The organism is Stenotrophomonas indicatrix (assembly GCF_002750975.1).
Taxonomy (GTDB): Bacteria; Pseudomonadota; Gammaproteobacteria; order Xanthomonadales; family Xanthomonadaceae; genus Stenotrophomonas; species Stenotrophomonas indicatrix.
Map to the genome: position 1 here is coordinate 3,472,059 of NZ_PEJS01000001.1, position 17,627 is coordinate 3,489,685.

16 protein-coding genes and 1 pseudogene are annotated in these 17,627 nt (G+C 66.7%); 3 read left to right on the forward strand and 14 right to left on the reverse strand.

Annotated elements, in window-relative coordinates; all coding sequences use genetic code 11:
• Positions 1-317: 317 nt before the first annotated feature.
• Together CR918_RS15905 and CR918_RS15910 are read right to left on the reverse strand one after the other, a co-directional pair.
• Positions 318-710, reverse strand: a complete 393-nt coding sequence (locus tag CR918_RS15905) for a VanZ family protein (RefSeq protein ID WP_025878689.1) — start codon at positions 708-710, stop codon at positions 318-320.
• Positions 707-1,891, reverse strand: a complete 1,185-nt coding sequence (locus tag CR918_RS15910; protein ID WP_099843687.1) for a class I SAM-dependent methyltransferase — start codon at positions 1,889-1,891, stop codon at positions 707-709. Before CR918_RS15910 ends, CR918_RS15905 begins: the two co-directional genes overlap by 4 nt.
• A gap of 59 nt (positions 1,892-1,950) precedes the next feature.
• On the opposite strand from CR918_RS15910, the gene CR918_RS15915 reads away from it, so the two are divergent.
• Positions 1,951-2,688 (forward strand): pteridine reductase, encoded by a 738-nt coding sequence (locus CR918_RS15915; RefSeq protein WP_025878691.1) that lies wholly within the window; start codon positions 1,951-1,953, stop codon positions 2,686-2,688.
• Positions 2,689-2,764: 76 nt separating this feature from the next.
• Here the strand turns inward: CR918_RS15915 and folK are convergent, their stop codons facing one another.
• Positions 2,765-3,250, reverse strand: a complete 486-nt coding sequence (gene folK, locus CR918_RS15920; RefSeq protein ID WP_025878692.1) for a 2-amino-4-hydroxy-6-hydroxymethyldihydropteridine diphosphokinase — start codon at positions 3,248-3,250, stop codon at positions 2,765-2,767.
• 93 nt (positions 3,251-3,343) lie between these two features.
• On the opposite strand from folK, the gene CR918_RS15925 reads away from it, so the two are divergent.
• The gene (locus CR918_RS15925; RefSeq protein ID WP_025878693.1) at positions 3,344-4,087 is read left to right on the forward strand and encodes a proteasome-type protease; all 744 of its coding nucleotides are present in this window, start codon (positions 3,344-3,346) and stop codon (positions 4,085-4,087) included.
• A 75-nt stretch (positions 4,088-4,162) separates the two neighbouring features.
• Here the strand turns inward: CR918_RS15925 and CR918_RS15930 are convergent, their stop codons facing one another.
• The 4 genes and pseudogenes from CR918_RS15930 to CR918_RS21440 form a co-directional block, all read right to left on the reverse strand.
• The gene (locus CR918_RS15930; RefSeq protein WP_032975381.1) at positions 4,163-5,674 is read right to left on the reverse strand and encodes a hybrid sensor histidine kinase/response regulator; all 1,512 of its coding nucleotides are present in this window, start codon (positions 5,672-5,674) and stop codon (positions 4,163-4,165) included.
• Positions 5,675-5,678: 4 nt separating this feature from the next.
• The gene (locus CR918_RS15935) at positions 5,679-6,119 is read right to left on the reverse strand and encodes a response regulator (protein ID WP_025878695.1); all 441 of its coding nucleotides are present in this window, start codon (positions 6,117-6,119) and stop codon (positions 5,679-5,681) included.
• Positions 6,116-7,933, reverse strand: a complete 1,818-nt coding sequence (locus CR918_RS15940) for a sensor histidine kinase (protein WP_025878696.1) — start codon at positions 7,931-7,933, stop codon at positions 6,116-6,118. The genes CR918_RS15935 and CR918_RS15940 overlap by 4 nt, the downstream gene beginning before the upstream one ends.
• A 200-nt stretch (positions 7,934-8,133) precedes the next feature.
• Positions 8,134-8,370 (reverse strand): annotated as a pseudogene (locus tag CR918_RS21440) (BON domain-containing protein); the annotation flags it as partial.
• A 335-nt stretch (positions 8,371-8,705) separates the two neighbouring features.
• On the opposite strand from CR918_RS21440, the gene CR918_RS15950 reads away from it, so the two are divergent.
• Entirely contained in the window at positions 8,706-9,749 is a 1,044-nt protein-coding gene (locus CR918_RS15950) for an oxidoreductase (protein ID WP_099843689.1), read from the forward strand.
• Positions 9,750-10,064: 315 nt separating this feature from the next.
• On the opposite strand, the gene gnd is transcribed toward CR918_RS15950, so the two are convergent.
• The 7 genes from gnd to CR918_RS15985 all read right to left on the reverse strand — a co-directional run bounded on the left by gnd (position 10,065) and on the right by CR918_RS15985 (position 17,532).
• Positions 10,065-10,970, reverse strand: a complete 906-nt coding sequence (gnd, locus tag CR918_RS15955) for a phosphogluconate dehydrogenase (NAD(+)-dependent, decarboxylating) (protein WP_099843691.1) — start codon at positions 10,968-10,970, stop codon at positions 10,065-10,067.
• A gap of 10 nt (positions 10,971-10,980) precedes the next feature.
• A complete protein-coding gene (locus tag CR918_RS15960; protein WP_099843693.1) occupies positions 10,981-12,219 on the reverse strand; it encodes a hypothetical protein in 1,239 nt (412 codons plus the stop codon).
• Positions 12,220-12,236: 17 nt separating this feature from the next.
• The gene (locus CR918_RS15965) at positions 12,237-12,854 is read right to left on the reverse strand and encodes a DUF2242 domain-containing protein (RefSeq protein ID WP_033832021.1); all 618 of its coding nucleotides are present in this window, start codon (positions 12,852-12,854) and stop codon (positions 12,237-12,239) included.
• A gap of 174 nt (positions 12,855-13,028) precedes the next feature.
• A complete protein-coding gene (locus tag CR918_RS15970; protein ID WP_025878702.1) occupies positions 13,029-15,206 on the reverse strand; it encodes a carboxy terminal-processing peptidase in 2,178 nt (725 codons plus the stop codon).
• Positions 15,207-15,524: 318 nt separating this feature from the next.
• On the reverse strand, positions 15,525-16,535 hold the full coding sequence (gene lipA / locus CR918_RS15975) for a lipoyl synthase (protein ID WP_025878703.1): 1,011 nt from the start codon (positions 16,533-16,535) through the stop codon (positions 15,525-15,527).
• Between the two features lie 17 nt (positions 16,536-16,552).
• Positions 16,553-17,194, reverse strand: a complete 642-nt coding sequence (gene lipB, locus CR918_RS15980) for a lipoyl(octanoyl) transferase LipB (RefSeq protein WP_243379176.1) — start codon at positions 17,192-17,194, stop codon at positions 16,553-16,555.
• A 59-nt stretch (positions 17,195-17,253) separates the two neighbouring features.
• Positions 17,254-17,532 carry a YbeD family protein gene (locus CR918_RS15985; RefSeq protein ID WP_032975372.1) on the reverse strand — a complete coding sequence of 93 codons (279 nt, stop codon included), beginning with the start codon at positions 17,530-17,532 and terminating at the stop codon, positions 17,254-17,256.
• Positions 17,533-17,627: the final 95 nt, after the last annotated feature.

Below are 17,627 nucleotides of genomic sequence, written 5' to 3' on the forward strand. Positions count from 1 at the left end.
TTTGTTAGACGCCAACCTTGGTTGGCGCCGGGAAGATTCATCCACGCATCGCGTGGATCTACCGTAGAGCCAGGCCATGCCTGGCTGCCTTTGGTAGACGCCAACCTTGGTTGGCGCCGGCGGTTTCATCCACGCATGGCGTGGATCTGCCGTAGAGCCAGGCCACGCCTGGCTGCCTTTGGTAGACGCCAACCTTGGGTGCCGCCGGCGAGATTCATCCACGCATGGCGTGGATCTACTGGGCATCTACGCGCATCTGAAAGTTTCAGCCACACGCGATGTGGATCCAGAGTAGAGCCAGGCCATGCCTGGCTGCCTTACCCCCGCCAGCGCAGCAGCATGTCGCGCAGCGGGGTCAATGCGGTAGCCATCCCCGCCAACACGCCAACGGTATTGGCCACCGCATCCATCGGATCGGCCATGCGGTTGCTGGTCAACGCGCCCTGCGCGAACTCGATGCCGACGCCCATCAGCACTAGGCCAGCACCCACCCACAGCAGCGGGCGGCCACGCCGGAACAACTGCACCGCGCTGCCAGCCAGGATGAAATAAGCCAGGAAATGCTCGCCCTTGTCGCTGTTTTCCGGCAGCGGGATCGGCGGCGGCGGAATCAGGCAGACCACGATCACCGTCAGCACCGCCAACACCCACAACGCGGTCCACAGTCGTGGCCGCCGCAGCGGCTTGATCACCGGCAACGCTGCACTCACAGGCGCCAGCTCAGGTCGCCCAGTTCGAAGGCCGGTTCGAAATCGACGTCGCGCTGCAGGCCAATGGCCTGGAAACGCTCGCCCATCTCCGTTGGCAGGGTCAGCTTCTTCACCTGGTCGCGCAACTGGATGCGGCCCACTTCATCGGTGCGCTCCTCGGCCAGGGTCAGTACCTGGTCCAGGCCGTTGCCGAGCAGGAAACTGGCCTGGCTGCAGTACCCAGCCAATTCAAATCCGCCATGCAGGCCGGCCTCGGCCATGGCAGTGAAATCGACCGATGCGGTGATGTCCTGCAGGCCCGGCCAACGATGGATCTCGTTGTGCACGTGGTGACGGTAGAACGCGCGCACGGTGCCGTCATCGCGTTCTTCCTGGTAGAACTCGCCACGGTTGTAGCCGTAGTCCACGAACAACATCGCGCCGCGCCGCAGGCCACCGGCCACCGCCTGCAGCCAGAACGGCAGCTGCGGCAGAACTTCGGAACGGTAGCCGTCGGCAAAGGGCTTTTCCAGGTAGCGCTCGAGATGACGCACCGCGCCGTTGAGCAGCAGGTCGGCCGGCTGCGCGCCACGGATGAAGTTGCCTTGCCCGTCCAGTTCGACGGTTTCCTCGTATACCTCGCCGTCCTTGATGAGGAAGCGCGGTGTCGGCAGCGCATCGATCACCTCGTTGGCGAACACCACGCCGTCCCAGTCGTCCTCGAACGGACGATCAAGCCATTCCACCCGGCCGGCCAGTTCGGGCGGCAGGTTCTGCTGCAGGCGCTCCTGCTGGCGCTGGCGCAGGTCCGCACTGGGCTCGAGGATCGCGTAGCGGGCCGGCAGCGCCTCCAGCTCGGCCAGGCGCAGCAGCACCGCCTCGGCGAAGGCGCCGGTACCGCCGCCCAGTTCCAGCATCCGTGCGTGCGCATCGAGCTGGCCGAACACCGGCGCCAGTGCATTGGCCACGCTGCCGGCGAACAGGCTGCCGAGTTCCGGTGCGGTGGTGAAATCGCCGCTGCCGCCGAATTTGCTGGCACCGGCGCTGTAGTAGCCCCAGCCCGGCGTGTACAGGCACAGCTCCATGAAGCGGGAGAACGGCATCGCCCCCCCCTGTGCGAGGATCTCGGCACGCAGGGCGGCGGCCAGTTGATCGCTGTGGGCCAGGGCATCGGCTTCGGGCAGGGGGAAGGTAGGCTGCATGGCGTCTTCGAATGCGGTGACAATGGTGCACAGGATAGCCGAGCCTTGGAGGACCCTCGATGAGTGACACCGCCCCCGTGGCCCTGATCACCGGCAGCGCACGCCGGATCGGCGCGGCCATCGCCCGCCAGTTCCACGCCTGTGGCTGGTCGGTGGTGCTGCACGCCCATACCTCCAGCGCCGAACTGCAGCAGGCCGCCTTCAACCTGGACAACGAGCGCCCCGGCAGCGTGCTGGCGTTGCAGGCCGACCTGCGCGACGCCGATGCCCTGGCCGATCTGGTCGAGCAGGCGGTCACCCACTTCGGCCGCCTGGATGCGCTGGTCAACAACGCCTCCAATTTCTTCCCCACCCCGCTCGGCCAGGTCACCGCCGAGGCGATGGACGAGCTGTACGCGGTCAACGCGCGCGCGCCGCTGCTGCTGGCCCAGGCCGCCGCGCCTTACCTGCGCCGCCAGCACGGCTGCATCGTCAACCTGACCGATCTGCACGGCACTGACCCGATGCGCGACCACATTGCCTACACGATGGCCAAGGCCGCGCTGGAAATGGCGACCCGCTCGCTGGCGCTGGAACTGGCGCCGAAGGTGCGGGTGAACGCGGTGGCACCCGGTGCGATCCTGTGGCCGGAACAGGGCAAGGACGATTTCGCCCGCGAGGCGCTGCTGGCGCGCACGCCGCTGGCGCGGATCGGCACCGTCGAAGAAATCGCCGAAGCGGTTTACTGGCTGGCGGCCGAGGCCAGCTTCGTCACCGGCCACACGTTGCGCGTGGATGGTGGGCGTACGGTCAGCTGAAATGTTGCCGGGCATGGCCCGGCACTACCGGTAGCGCCGGGCCATGCCCGGCGAGCGCAGCGGCAACAACAACCCATCATTCCAGGTCCACGACCTCGAACGCTTCACCAAACTGCTTGTGCGCGCGCCACAGCGTGGCCAGGTCCAGGCCGCTGACCGGATCGACGAAGTCCGGGGCGATGTCAGCCAGCGGCTTCAGCACGAAGGCATGCTTCAGTTCCGGGCGCGGAATACGCAGATGGCCGGGGCCCTCCACCACCAGGTCGCCATAGAACACCACATCGACGTCCAGGGTCCGGTCGGAGAAGCGCGGGCCGCTGCGGTCACGACCATGCGCATCTTCCAGCGCATGCAGCCAGTCATCCAGTTCCTGCAGCGGCAGGTCGGTCTCGAGGGCAACGCCGTTGTTGAGGAAGGCCGGGCCGTCGAAACCGACGGCAGCGGTGCGGTAGGCGGCAGACACCTGCAGCGCGCCAAAGCGCTCGCGCAGGGCCGCCACCGCAGCGTGGAGGTAGCGGCGGGGATGGACGTTGCTGCCCAGGCTCAGGAGCACGGTGGTCATGCGGTTCCGGTGACGGCAATCAGGTGGAGCGCGGGCATGCCATCGTCACAACGGCCTGCCTACAATCCGGGACGCATATGATAGGGCACCGACATGACCTATTGCGTTGGAATCGAGGTGGACGAGGGCCTGGTCTTCGCCGCCGACACCCGCACCAATGCCGCGCTGGACGATGTCCGCGTGCACCGCAAACTGCACGTGTTCGAATATCCCGGCCAGGCCGCCTATGTGGTGATGGCCGCTGGCAACCTGGCCACGACCCAGTTGCTGGTGTCGCGGCTGAAGCGCGATGCCGAGGAGCGGCGCACGCCGAACCTGCGCGACATGGCCCATCTGTTCGAGGCTGCGGCCTACGTCGGCTCCCTGCTGGTGGACAGCCAGGTACAGAGCCAGCACACCGAGCATGGCCACGACGGGGTGAACACCCAGGCGACGCTGATCTTCGGTGGACAGATTGCCGGTGAACAGCCTGGCCTGTACATGGTCTATCCGCTGGGCAACGCCATTGCCGCCTCGCCGGAGACGCCCTATCTGCAGATCGGTGAGTCCAAGTACGGCAAGCCGATCCTGGACCGCATCCTGACCCCGTCCACGCGCCTGGAAGATGCCGCACGCACGGCGATCGTCTCGCTGGATTCGACCATCCGTTCCAACCTGTCGGTGGGCCTGCCGGTCGACCTGGCGCTGCTGCGCGCCGGCGAACTGCGGATCAGCCAGCAGCTGCGGCTGGGCGCCGATTCGCCGCTGTATGCCGACATCCACCAGAACTGGTCGCGACGGCTGGAACAGGCGGTGGAAAGCCTGCCGCGGTTCCCGTGGGAACCCCAGGACCGGTAGTGCCGGCCGCTGGCCGGCAACCGCAATGATCCGACCACACGCAGATGCCGGCCAGCGGCCGGCACTACCCCTGTTTCAGCCCAGCGCGTCGGCCACCGCGCGGAAGACCTGCTGCATCTGCAGCGGCTTGCGCAGCAGGTGCACCTCGATGCCAGCGGGGAACACATCTTCGGGCATCTCCCCGGCAGCGTCTTCCAGCACCAGTGCCGGGCCGCGGTAGCCGAGCGTGGCCATTTCGCCCAGCAGTTGGCTGGCCGACAACAGCTTGGAGCCGGCATCGGCAATCACCAGCGCCGGCATCGCCTCCTGCTGCATCCAGCGCAGCGCAGCCGGGCCATCGGAGGCCAACTGCAGCTGATAGCCCTGGCTGGACAGTGCATTGCCCAACAGCGACAGGCGGGTGGCTTCCCCATCGACCACCAGGATCGACTGGCCACTGCCCAGTGCCACGAGCTGTTCGATCGGTTCGCCGCCCTCGGCGCTGGCATGCATCGGCAAGCGCAGCTCGAAGCAGGTGCCCCGCCCCAGCTGGCTGTCGACGTGGATGCTGCCACCGGCACCTTCAACGATGCGCTTGCAGGAAATCAGGCCCAGCCCGGTGCCATCGGCCTTGGTGGTGAAGAACGGGTTGAACAGGTGCGACAACGTGTCCGCATCCATGCCGGTGCCTTCATCGACCACCGCGATGCGCAGCCAGTCCTCGCCATCGCGCTGGCCACCATGGCTGGCGGTCAGGCTCAGGTTGCCACCCTGGGGCATCGCCTGGATCGCGTTGAGCGCCAGGTTCAACAACACCTGCTGCAGCTCGGTGTAGTTGGCATCGACCACCAGCCCCTCATCCTCGACCACCAGGTCCAGGCGGACGCCATCGGGCACGTTGCTGCGCAACAGCAGCGCCACGGCCTGGAACAGGTCATCGATGTGGATGCGTTCGCTGGCCTTGCGCGAACCGCGCACGAACGACAGCATCGATTCGGCCATCTCATGGCCACGGCGACCGCATTCGGCGATCACGTCGGCCAGGTGGTGCAGCTGCGGATCTTCGGTACGCGCCTTCAGCAGGTCCGGCATGATCAGCAGCGGCTGCAGGATGTTGCGCAGATCGTGGCTGAGCCCGGCGGCCAGCAACGACAGGCTTTCCAGCCGTTGCGCGCGCATCAGCTCGGTTTCCACCCGCGAGCGCTCGATGGCGCTGCGTGCCTCACGCACCGCGCGCGCCACGGCCGACGGCAGGCGCGCCGGCTGGTGCTTGATGATGTAGTCGTTGGCTCCCTTCTGCAGGGCCGCCACCGCATTCTCCTCGCCCATGGTGCCGGAGACGAAGATGAAAGGTACCTCCGGCAACGCATCGCGCACGATGCGCAGCGCGTCGTCGCCGGAGAAACCGGGCATGCTCAGGTCGGACAGCACGATGTCCGGCTGGAAGCGCGCCAGCGCATGGCGCAGGTCGTCCGCGCTCTCGACACGCTCGAAGGTGGCCTCAAGGCCTGCATCGAGCATCTGTTCGGACATCAGCTCGGCATCCTCCGGGGAATCTTCCACCAGCAGGATGCGCAATGCGCCGAGCGCGGGACCGGTCAGGGGCATGGGCCTACTCGATCTCCGGAGCCTGGTTGATCAGTGCCCAGAACTTGCCCAAGGTCTGCACTGCGCCGAAGAACTGGTCCACGTCCACCGGCTTGACCACGTACGCGTTCACGCCCATGTCCCAGCTGCGGGCCAGGTCGCTTTCCTCGCGCGAGGAGGACAGGATCACCACCGGCAACCGCTTCAGCTCATCGTGTTCGCGGATCTGCCGCAGCACTTCCAGGCCATCCATGCGCGGCATCTTGATATCCAGCAGCAGCACCGCCGGCAGGCCCTCTTCGCGGCTGGCGAAGGCGCCACGGCGCAGCAGGTAATCCATCACTTCCACGCCGTCTTCGACGTGCACGATGGGATTGGCCAGGCGCGCTTCCTGCAGCGCATCGATCGCCATTTCGGCGTCGGCCGGGCTGTCTTCGGCCAGGAGGATGGTGCGCAGCGTCGTCATGCGATGGGGCCCTGTTTGTCCGTGTCGAGCACGGGGGGAAGATAGAAGTGGAAGGTGGCGCCGGCATCCGGTGCGGCTTCGGCCCAGATGCGGCCGCCATGGCGGGTCAGCACCCTGCGAACGCTGGCCAGGCCGATACCGGTGCCGGGATAGTCGCTGGCCTTGTGCAGGCGCTGGAATACACCGAACAGCTTGCCGGCGTAGGCCATGTCAAAGCCTGCACCATTGTCGCTGACCGTGAACTGATGACCGCCATCGGGCTGCTGCTGGTAGTCCACGCGGACCTTGGCCGGCTCGCGGTTGGCTGAATACTTCACCGCGTTGCCCAGCAGGTTCAGCCAGACCTGGCGCAGCATGTTTTCGTCGCCCACCACGATCGGCAGCGGCGCGATGCTCCACTCCACCTGATGGGCGTGGCCACTGCTCTCGGCTTCGCTCTGCACGTTCGCGTCGAGCATCGCGCGCGTATCGGCCACCAGCGACTGCATGTCCACGGTCTGCTGGCGCATCGCCACGCGGCCCAGGCGCGAATAGACCAGAAGGTCGTCGATCAACGTGGCCATGCGCCGCGCTGAACCGGAGATCACCCCCAGGTAGTGCTGGCTCTTCTCGTCGGCAGCCTCGCCCAGATGGCGAGACAGCTTGTCCGAGAAACCGGCGACATGGCGCAGCGGCGCGCGCAGGTCGTGCGACACCGAGTAGCTGAACGCTTCCAGTTCGCGGTTGACCTCCGAGACCTGGGCAACCTTGCCCTCCAGCTGCCGGTTCAGTTCTTCAACACGTGTCTGCACCGCACGCTGCACGGTCACATCGCTGACGGTCAGCAGCACCACTTCATCGTCGGTGTCAGGCAGCGGCATGCGCCGGGCGTTGAGCAGCATGTAACGGGACATGCCGTCGACGGTGCGTTGTTCGTGTTCGAAATCCCACAGTTCGCGGCCGCGCAGCAACACATCGGCCAGACGCTGGCGCACCACCGGGTCACGCCACGCGCCCTCGCCTACGTCTTCCAGCAGCAGGCCGTCGGCGCGCTCATCCTGCAGCCCGTACAACTCGGAGAACGCGGGATTGTGCAGCTGCACGCGCAGCTCGCGATCCAGCAGCACGATCGGTTCGCGCACGGTCTGCAGCACCGACGCCGCGCGTGCCGCTGCGCGCTGCGACTGCCGCTCTGCCTGCAGGCGGCGGCCGATCTGCCGTTGCAGCAGCCACAGCACCAGGCCGAGCAGTGCCAGCTGCACCAGCAGCGAGCTCCACGACACGAAGTTGGTCTGCCGCTTCTGTCGCTCCGCCTGCGCGGTGCGCTGGGCCAGCAGCGCTTCCTCACTGGCCTGCAGCTCTTCCACCAGGCCGCGGATCGGGTAGCGCGTGCTCAGGTCCTGCACCAGCTCGCGCTGGTCGCTGTTCGGCTCGGACTTCGCCAGTTCACGCGCAACCCCCAGCCGGCCTTCCAGCATCGACTGGATGCGGCCGATGCGGATCAGCTGGTCGGGATTGTCGCGGGTCATCCGGCCCAGTTCGGCCAGACGCTCGGGGATGTCGTTGGCCTTGCCCATGCGCTCGCGCAGGCCCGGCGCGTCCACGCCCTTGGACAGCGTCAACGCAGCAGATTCGATGTCGCGCACGTCGGTCTGCAGCTGCTGCAGGGCCACGGTCACCTGCTGGGTATGGGTCACCCAGCCCATGGCCAGTTCGTTGTCCTGCTGCAGTTTGCGCAGGGTCAACCACGGGACCACGATGATGGCTGCCGCTGCCAGTGCCAAAGCAGGCAGTCGCCAGCGATCCCAGATGTCATCACTGAAAACCAGCGCCATAGTTCCTCGTCAGCTCAGCCGGGGAGTGCGATCCGGGCAGGACCGGCCACGGCGGAACCGGCAATATAGCGCAGCCGGTCACATCTCTGGGGCAATGGGTCATTCGGCGGGGCGCCCACCAGCACGTATCGAGCAGGCGCCACAGCACAAAACAGGGGCGCCCCCGTGGGAGCGCCCCTGCCGATAACCTGCGGCGTCGATCAACGCTTGGCGGCGCTGACCTTCAGTGCGGCGGCATCAACGCGGGTCACGCCCTTGATGCCCTTGGCGGTGGCGATGGCCTTGTCATGCTCGGCCTTGGTGGCAACGGTGCCACTCAGGCTGACCACGCCATTGACCGTCTCCACCTTTACTTCGGTACCCGGCACATTGCTGCTGGCGAGCAGATCGGCCTTGACCTTGGTGGTGATCCAGCTGTCGGTGACCGGCTCGTTGGAATCATGGCGGTCTGCATGGGTCATCGCCGAATGATCGGTTTTCGGCGGGCTCTTCGCTGCGGCGTCCTGGGCGAATGCGGCCGAGGAGGACAGCGCCAGGCCCAGGGTGAGGGCGGAAGCCAACAGCGTACGGGTCGTGGTGCTCATCGTTTGGTTCTCCTACTGGTTGGTGCGCCCAGTGTCGCCAAGTGCTTGTAGTGCAGGCGTGGCGCTGCGGTCACGCTCACGTGAATGGGCGCACCCGCAGCGGGAATGGTTCAGCTTCCGGGCGCGTAGTCATCTCGTTTACCCTGAGGTTCCTGTCCTGCACTTCACGATCTGCGCGGAGTCCTCCTATGCGCCCTGAACTGCAACTGGCCCTGATCGGCTACGGCCTTGCCGGCCGCGTCTTCCACGCCCCGCTGATCCAGCACACGCCGGGGCTGGCCCTGCACAGCGTGGTCAGTTCGCAGCGCGATACGCTGCTGCGCACCTTCAGCGACGTCCACGTACGCGCTACCGCACAGGAGGTCTTCGATGACCCTGCAGTGGATGCGGTGGTCATCGCCACGCCGAACGAACAGCACGCACCGTTGGCCATCGCCGCGCTGGCCGCCGGCAAGCATGTGCTGGTGGACAAACCGTTCGCCGTGAGCGTGCGCGAAGCCGAACAGGTGCTGGCCGCAGCGCGCGACGCTGGACGCATCGCCACCGTGTTCCAGAACCGGCGGTTCGATGCGGACTTCCTGACCCTGCAGGCGCTGCTTGCCGATGGCTCGCTCGGTGACATCGCCGAATGCCACGCACATTTCGACCGCTACCGTCCGCAGGTGCGCGAACGCTGGCGCGAGCAGGACGGACCGGGCAGCGGTCTGTGGTACGACCTGGGGCCGCACCTGCTGGACCAGATGCTGGTGCTGTTCGGCTGTCCGCAGGCGATCGATGCGGACCTTGCGGTGCAGCGCGAAGGCGGCAGCGGCGTCGACTATTTCCACGCCGTACTGCATTACCCGCGCCATCGCGCGATCGTGCATGCCGGTTCACTGGTCGCTGCGCCTGCCCCCCGTTTTTCCGTGCATGGCACGCGGGCCAGTTGGATCAAGCATGGCCTGGACGTGCAGGAGGGGCAGCTGCGTCGCGGCATCGCGCCAGGTGCGCCGGGATGGGGTATCGATCCGCGCCACGGCGAGCTGCTGCACTGCGATGCGGAGGACAACGTCCTGCGCAGCACCGTGGACAACCTGCCGGGCGACTATCGGCGCCTGTATGCCGACTTCGCGGCGGCGATGCAGGGTGAGGGCGAGCCGACGGTCAGCGCGCAGCAGGCGCTGCAGGTGATGCGGCTGCTGCAGGCGGGGATGGATAGCGCGCGCGAAGGGCGGCGGGTGCAGGTGGGGTGATCGGCAGGGCTGCGCCCTGCACCTGCCGACGCCAAGGCAACGGCAACGGCAACGGCCGAAGCAACAGCGGGCATTCCGTGGGATGGCGGGGTGGGTCCGGTTGCGGGGGACGCCGTAAACCCATCCCTGGGGGCTTGGCCGCGGCATCCATGCCGCGGACACCCCCGCAACCGGACCCACCCCGCCTTCGACAGTTGTCCGCTGCTCTTGGGGGTGTCGACCTTGGTCGACACGGCATGGCCTGCTCTTGGTGGGTGTCGACCTTGGTCGACACAGTAGATCCACGCCATGCGTGGATCTACATAAAACCGGTGCTTACGACTTCTTGATGGCGTGGCCGCCGAATTCATTGCGCATCGCTGACAGCAGGCGGTCGGTGAACGAATTGGATTCGCGCGAACGCAGGCGTTCGAGCAGCGACAGGGTGATCACCGGGGCCGGTACGTCCAGCGCGATCGCTTCGGCGACGGTCCAGCGGCCTTCACCGGAATCTTCCACGTACGGTGCGATGCCATCCAGCGCGGGATTGCGCTTGAGTGCTTCGGTGCTGAGGTCCAACAGCCACGAACGCACCACGCTGCCGTGGCGCCAGACCTCGGCCACCTGCGCCAGGTCCAGTTCCATCTCCTGCTTGCGCTCCATCAACGCGAAGCCTTCGGCGTAGGCCTGCATCATTCCGTACTCGATGCCGTTGTGGACCATCTTGGTGAAGTGGCCTGCGCCGGAAGGGCCGACGCGCGCCCAGCCGCGGTCCTCGGCCGGTGCCAGCGTGCGCAGCAGCGGTGCGATCTGTTCGACCACCGCTGCATCGCCACCCACCATCAGGCTGTAGCCTTCCTGCAGGCCCCACACGCCGCCGCTGGTGCCGCAGTCCACGTAGCCCAGGTCATCTTCGGCCAGCGCCTTGGCGCGACGGATCGAGTCCTGGTAGTTGGAGTTGCCACCGTCGATGACGATGTCACCTTCGGCCAGGTGCGGGGTCAACTGGCCCAGCGTCTGGTCCACGGTCTCGCCGGCGGGCACCATCAGCCACACCACGCGCGGCACCGGCAGCGCGGCCACTGCTGCGGCCAGCGAATCAACCACCTCCAGGCCGGCCTCGGCGGCGCGCTGGCGGGCGCCCTCGCCCGGGTCGTAGCCGACAACGCGGTGGCCACCGCGGTGCAGGCGCTGGGCCATGTTGGCGCCCATCCGGCCGAGGCCGATCATTGCAATATCCATTGTTTCACCTTCAGTTGGGGTCTAGGGTCAGGCTGCCTGGCCTGCCGGTGGCTGCGCAGTGGCGCAACTGCGCCTCGCGCCAACGCCGGTAGAGCGTGGTATGCAGATTGTGCAACGCCAGGTCGATGGAAAACGGCGTGCGCGGATTCCGGTCGAGCAGGCGGATGATGTGGTAGCCGACAGGACGTATACCGCGTGGGTGCGCGTAGATCACGAACTGCTGGTAGAACGGATCGTCCAGCAACTGGTCCATCTGCTGCACGACGTCACGATAGCGCGGGGCCAGCTGCGCACGCAGCGCTGGATCGCGTTCGTACAGCAACCGCTCGAAATAGCGTTGGCCGACACGCGGAATGCCCTGCGCCAGCTGCCACAGGGCACGGTTGCGCTGGTCATACCAGGCCAGGCCACCGTGCTCCGCCAGTGCCTGCGCCGCGCCTTCGCCCACCTCCACCACGACGAAGTTCTCCGCCTGGTTGCTCAGATCGTCCAAGGTGCCTTTGTCGAAGACGTGCTCGATGAAGGCCGGCAGCCCGACAAAGGCCTGCCGCCCCATCGCCGACGTGCGCACGGCCTTGCCGTCGGCCATGAACTGGCCGGCCTGCGCGCCCAGCAGGATGCTGTCGGTGTCGTGCAGGCCAAGGAACGTGCCGATGGACAGTTCGGCGGGCGCGAATTCCGCATCGAAGGCCGCATCGCCGTACAGCTCGCGCTGCGTGGCCAGCTGCGCGACCTGGCGGCCGACGCCGCACTCGGCGCGAACGTGGCCCGTATAGAACGCATCCAGTGCGCGGCTGTTGCTGGCGGCAGGCACATAGCCACGACCGAAGCTGCGCACCCGCTGCCATCCCTGTGCCGGAGCACCGCGTGCGCCAAAGCCGATCCAGCCCAGCTGCACACCGGTGAAGCGGAAGGATTCATTGTCCTGCAGTGCCTGCGTAGCGCGTTGCACGGCAGCGCCCAGTTCAAAGGCGTAGGCGCAGACCGTGGCCGGGTCATCCAGCAACTGCTGCAACAGGGCCTGCCGGTCGGCCGCGGCCAGCGTTCCCGGCCAACGCACGCGCAGATCACCGGCCGCCTGCGCCTCGGCCAGCGAGGCACGCGTACACACCGGCCCACCCTGTACCTGTGGCGTGGTGATCGCTGCGGTTTCAAAGCGCCATCCCAGCCGCTGCAGCAGGCCTTGGCTGCACTCGGCCGTAGCGGCCAGCGTGCTCAGGGGCCAGCCCAACAGCAGGGCCCACGCCATCACCCTGCCGCGCACGCTCAGCCCTGGTCCGTTGCTGCCGGCGCTGGTTCGGGCTCAGGCCCGGCAGGAGGCTGCGGCGACGCGGCCGGTTGCGGTTGCGGCTCTGGCTTCGCTGCCGCTGGCAGGTACTGCTGCAGGCGCTGGAAGAAGCGCCGATAGAACTCGGCATCGGTGATCGTGCTGCTGGCCACTTTCACCAGTGAGTCGTCATTGCTGCCGAACGGCAGCGACACCGAGCCCAGCGCGCCCACGCCCACACTGGCCGAGGTCGGGCTCTTCTTCAGTGCATAGCGGTCCTGCACGGCGCTGACGAACACCAACGCCTGACTGCCACGCGGCGCGCACGAGATACGCAGTACCAGCTGCTCATGGTCGTCCTCGCGCGGCTGGAAGTTCTTGTTGCCTTCCACCTGCGCATCGTCCGAGCGTGCGATCGCATAGCCCTGGCTGAGCAGCGTGCGCCGGGCTGCTTCGCAGGCTTCGGCCGGACGGCCATCGACGGTGCGCGAGAAGGTGTCGCCGGAGTCGAAGGACTCCCGCAACAGGCTGCTGTCGGCGGCACGGCCGCCACAGGCGGTCAATGCCAAGGCACTGGTGGCGGCCAGCAGGGAAGCAGAAAGAAGGGAGGCCCGCATGGGTACTCCTGCGAAGACGTTATCCCCGAGGGTAGCCCCCTGCACGTGTGCGCCGGGTCGAAAACACCGGGCCCGTCCGCCACCGTTGTACCCGGTTCATGCAAAAAGGGGACGGAAGGATCAAGTCGTTTGTGCCACTAACGACTTGATCCCTCCGTCCCCTTTTTCAGTCAATCAGTCGGCCCAGCGGCCTGCGGCGGTGGACTGCGGCAGCACCTGCGCCGACAGCGGACGGTCGGCCTCCAGCAGGTTCACCGCGTCGGCCAGGATCGAGGCCGATTCACGCAGCAACGGATCCGGACGCTTCTCGGCGGCCTTCTCGCGGGCGGCATCCTTGACGATGTCGCGCTCGTTGCCGGTCAGGCCGTCATCGCTGCTGTCATCGGCCAGCGGGTCCAGGGCCAGGCCCAGTTCCTTGCGCACGATCTGGCGCTGCTTGCGCTGGGTGTCCTGGCGCTCGCGCTCGGCACGTCGGGTCGCTTCATTCAGCGAGACGTACTTCTTCGCCGCTTCAGTACGGAACTGCTCCACGTCCTCGTTCCACCACTGGAATTCCTTGTCGGTGGCGATGCGCGCGTCGTGACGCGTTTCCAGCTTCGGCAGCAGCGGCGCGAAGTTGCCGTACTGGGTGTGCGGCACCGCGGCGATGCGGGTCCACGGCAGGGCATTGTCGTAGGTGCTCTCGCCGAACTCGGTGGCATCGACGCTGGCCGGGAACGCCAGGTCCGGCACCACACCCTTGTGCTGGGTGCTGCTGCCGCTGATGCGGAAGAACTGGGCGATGGTCAGCTTCACCTGGCCAAAGCGCTGGGCTTCGCCACTCGGCCAACGGTCCAGGTCAACGATGTTCTGCACCGTGCCCTTGCCGAAGCTGGTTTCACCGATGACCAGGCCGCGGCCGTAGTCCTGGATGGCACCAGCAAAGATCTCCGACGCCGAGGCCGAACCACGGTTGATCAGCACGGCCAGCGGACCGTCCCATGCCACGCCCTGGTTGCGGTCGCTGTTGACGGTGACCCGGCCACCGGATTCGCGCACCTGCACCACCGGACCCTGCTCGATGAACAGACCGGTCAGCTCGATGGCCTCATCCAGCGAACCGCCACCGTTGTTGCGCAGGTCCAGCACCACGCCGTCCAGCTTGTCGGTCTTGAAACCGGCCAGCAGCTTGGCCACGTCGCGGGTGGCCGACGCGTAATCGGTGGCGTTGCGACGACGGCCTTCGAAGTCCTGGTAGAAGGTCGGCAGCTTGATCACGCCGACCTTGCGTGCCGGCTCGCCATTGACGGCCGGGATGGTCATGGTCTCGCCCTTGGCGGCCTGTTCGGCCAGGCGCACCTTCTGCCGGGTCAGCACCAGGGTGTGGTGCTTGCCGTCGACGCCCGCTTCGGCCGGAATGAACTCCAGCTTCACCTGGGTGTCCTTGGCGCCACGGATCTTGGCCACGACATCATCGATGCGCCAGCCGATCACATCTTCCACCAGCCCGGACTTGCCCTGGCCGACGCCGACGATGCGGTCACCCGGCTTCAGCGTGCCGTCCACGGCCGCCGGACCACCGGCGATGATCTCGCGGATCACCACCACGTCGTCCTGGCGCTGCAGCTGCGCGCCGATGCCTTCCAGCGACAGCGACATCGCCTGATTGAAGTTCTCGGCGGTGCGCGGGGTGAAGTAATCGGTGTGCGGATCAACCGCGCTGGTGTAGGCGTTCATGAAGAACTGGAAGGTGTCTTCGCCCTTCAGCTCGTTGACCGACTTTTCCAGGGTGGCGTAACGCTTGTCCAGCGTCTTGCGGATGTCATCGGACTTCTTGCCGGCCAGCTTCAGGCGCAGCCAGTCATTCTTCACCGACTTGCGCCACAGCTCGTCGAGCTCGGCGTTGGACGCTGCCCACGGCACGTCCTTGCGGTCGTACTCGAAGCGCTCGTCGGTGGTGAAATCCGGTTCCTGCTTCAGCAGCTTGCGCGCATAGGCCACGCGCTCGCCGACGCGCTGCTTGTAGACCGCAAACACCTGGAAGGCCGGCTCCAGCTCGCCGCCGCGGATGGCATTGGCAATGCCGGCCTGGAACGGTGCGAAGCGGGTGATGTCGGCCTGGGTGAAGTACTGCTTGCCGCCGTCCAGTGTCTCCAGGTAGCGCTTGAACACATCCTTGGAGGTGGCTTCATCGAGCGCACGCGGGCGATAGGCGTAGCGGCTGTCGGACAACAGGCCGTAGACCAGCTTGGAGGTGGTCACCTGATCGGCGGTAGCCGCCGCCGGCAACGCCGGCGAGTCGGCCTTGGCCGCCAGCGCCAACGGCGCAACCAGCGCCAGGGCCATCAGGAATGCGGGGGCTTTGAATTTCATTGACGTGCTCGAAGGCGCCTTGCCAAGGGGGAGACTGCAGGGTGTTCAGACACCACGACAGTGCCGAAAGTTGCCGGGTTTGTCACCCGTCCACTTCCAGTGGAAAACCAGCCTAGCGGGGCCGGTGTAGCAAATTGTGAATGGCTGAAGAGCGGCCCACCTTGCGGTGACGTCTATCAGGTTACGGAGGCCGTCGGGTTGCAAGCCCCCTGAGTCAGGGGGCGGCCGCGAAGCGGCGGGGGTGTGGGTGGTGGTAAGCCGGGGCCCACGGTGTGCGCAGCACACCGTGGGAAGCGGTAGCGCGCATCGCGCAACCGCTTACTGGACGCCGGCGCCCTTGGCCTGTACGTCGGCGTGGTACGACGAGCGCACCATCGGGCCGGAGGCCACGTGGCTGAAGCCCAGCTCGTAACCGTAGACTTCCAGCGCCTTGTAGTCGTCCGGGGTCCAGTACTTCAGCACCGGGTGGTGGTGCGCGGTCGGCTGCAGGTACTGGCCGATGGTGATCATGTCCACATTGTGCGCACGCAGGTCGCGCATGGTGGCCTTGATCTGTTCGAAGTCTTCGCCCAGGCCCAGCATGATGCCCGACTTGGTCGGTACGTCAGGGTGCTGCGCCTTGAAGTTCTTCAGCAGGTTCAACGACCACTGGTAATCGGCACCCGGGCGCACGTTGCGGTACAGGTCCGGCACGGTTTCGATGTTGTGGTTGAACACGTCCGGCGGGTTCTGCGCGAGGATCTCCAGTGCGCGCTCCATGCGGCCCTTGCCGCGGAAATCCGGGGTCAGCACTTCGATGCGGGTGCCCGGCGACTTCTGGCGGATGGCGGTGATGCAGTCGACGAAGTGCTGGGCACCGCCGTCGCGCAGGTCATCGCGGTCGACGCTGGTCACCACCACGTACTTCAGGCCCATGTCGGCCACGGTCTGGCCCAGGCTGGCCGGCTCGTTGGCATCGGGCGGCTTCGGCCGGCCGTGTGCCACGTCGCAGAACGAGCAGCGGCGGGTGCAGACCTCGCCCAGGATCATGAAAGTGGCGGTGCCGTGGCCGAAGCATTCGTGGATGTTCGGGCAGCTGGCTTCCTCGCACACGGTCACCAGGCGGTTCTCGCGCAGCTTGGCTTTCAGGTTCTGCACGGCATTGCCCGAAGGAATGCGCACGCGGATCCAGGAGGGCTTGCGCAGCACCGGCACGTCGGCGAACTGCACCGGCGAACGGTTGATCTTGTCCCCACCCATCTGCTTGACCCCGGCCTGCAACGGCGCGGTGGACGGAAGCTCGGCCTGCACGATCTGCAGGGGAATGGTGCGGGCAGTGGTTTCAGTCATGGCGTTTCCGGGGGCGGTCAGGCGGCCGCAGAGAGATCAGGCAGTTCAGGCACGGGCTGCAGCAGCAGGCCGAACTGGCGGGCCAGGTGGTCCAGCAGCACCGGCTTGACGGCGTCCATCCCGGACGGACCGCCCAAGTCTAGCACCGTGGTCACCTGCAACCCCTCGTAACCACAGGGGTTGATGCGGTGGAAAGGATCGAGGTCCATGGCCACGTTGAAGGCCAGGCCGTGGAAGGTGCAGCCGCGCCGCACGCGGATGCCGAGCGCGGCGATCTTGGCGCCGCCGACGTAGACGCCCGGGGCGCCATCGAGCCGTTCGGCACCGATGTTCCATTCCGCCAGGGTATCGATGATGGCCTGCTCGATGCGGCATACGTAGTCGCGCACGCCGATGCCCAGCCGCGGCAGCCGCAGCAGCGGATAGATCACGATCTGGCCGGGGCCGTGGTAGGTCACCTGGCCACCGCGATCGACGTGGACCACCGGGATCTCACCCGGCGCCAGCACGTGTTCGACCTTGCCGGCCTGGCCCAGGGTGAACACCGGATCGTGCTCGACCACCCACAGCTCGTCCAGCGTGTCATCGTCGCGCTGGTCGGTGAAACGCTGCATGGCGTGCCAGACCGGCTCGTAGGCCTGGCGCCCCAGGTCACGCACTACCGCCGGGCGCGGCGGGCGCGCCTCGGGGGCAGCCGCTTCGGCAGGACAGCTGACGGCTACACCGTCCACTTCACTTCCGGGTGGTCGCGCAGGGCCTGGTGGGCCACGTCGTACTGTTCACGGTTCTCGGCCCGGAAGACCAGGCGCACCGAGACGTACTTGCCGTTGGACGAATGCTTCCAGCTGATGCGCTCGTTCACCACGTCAACGCCAGCAGCCAGCAGCAGGCGGGGGAGTTCATGCTCCAGGCCGCGGTTGGCCGGGCCCATCGCGCTGAGCTCGAACTGACCGGGGAACTGGAAGCCGTGTTCGGGGTTGTCGGACTTGATTTCCATGCGCCCATTATCGGGCCGCAGGGCAACAAACCCAAGAGTATTCATGTAAGCCGGCGGCACTGCGGGCGGGCCGCTGCGTTGCAGCTGAACATCCA

Bases quoted from the DNA above. Each gene is read 5' to 3' on its own strand.
- CR918_RS15910 (WP_099843687.1), bottom strand. From the start codon at position 1,891: ATGCAGCCTACCTTCCCCCTGCCCGAAGCCGATGCCCTGGCCCACAGC.
- CR918_RS15915 (WP_025878691.1), top strand. From the start codon at position 1,951: ATGAGTGACACCGCCCCCGTGGCCCTGATCACCGGCAGCGCACGCCGG.
- folK (WP_025878692.1), bottom strand. From the start codon at position 3,250: ATGACCACCGTGCTCCTGAGCCTGGGCAGCAACGTCCATCCCCGCCGC.
- CR918_RS15925 (WP_025878693.1), top strand. From the start codon at position 3,344: ATGACCTATTGCGTTGGAATCGAGGTGGACGAGGGCCTGGTCTTCGCC.
- CR918_RS15930 (WP_032975381.1), bottom strand. From the start codon at position 5,674: ATGCCCCTGACCGGTCCCGCGCTCGGCGCATTGCGCATCCTGCTGGTG.
- CR918_RS15935 (WP_025878695.1), bottom strand. From the start codon at position 6,119: ATGACGACGCTGCGCACCATCCTCCTGGCCGAAGACAGCCCGGCCGAC.
- CR918_RS15940 (WP_025878696.1), bottom strand. From the start codon at position 7,933: ATGGCGCTGGTTTTCAGTGATGACATCTGGGATCGCTGGCGACTGCCT.
- CR918_RS15950 (WP_099843689.1), top strand. From the start codon at position 8,706: ATGCGCCCTGAACTGCAACTGGCCCTGATCGGCTACGGCCTTGCCGGC.
- gnd (WP_099843691.1), bottom strand. From the start codon at position 10,970: ATGGATATTGCAATGATCGGCCTCGGCCGGATGGGCGCCAACATGGCC.
- CR918_RS15960 (WP_099843693.1), bottom strand. From the start codon at position 12,219: ATGGCGTGGGCCCTGCTGTTGGGCTGGCCCCTGAGCACGCTGGCCGCT.
- CR918_RS15965 (WP_033832021.1), bottom strand. From the start codon at position 12,854: ATGCGGGCCTCCCTTCTTTCTGCTTCCCTGCTGGCCGCCACCAGTGCC.
- CR918_RS15970 (WP_025878702.1), bottom strand. From the start codon at position 15,206: ATGAAATTCAAAGCCCCCGCATTCCTGATGGCCCTGGCGCTGGTTGCG.
- lipA (WP_025878703.1), bottom strand. From the start codon at position 16,535: ATGACTGAAACCACTGCCCGCACCATTCCCCTGCAGATCGTGCAGGCC.
- CR918_RS15985 (WP_032975372.1), bottom strand. From the start codon at position 17,532: ATGGAAATCAAGTCCGACAACCCCGAACACGGCTTCCAGTTCCCCGGT.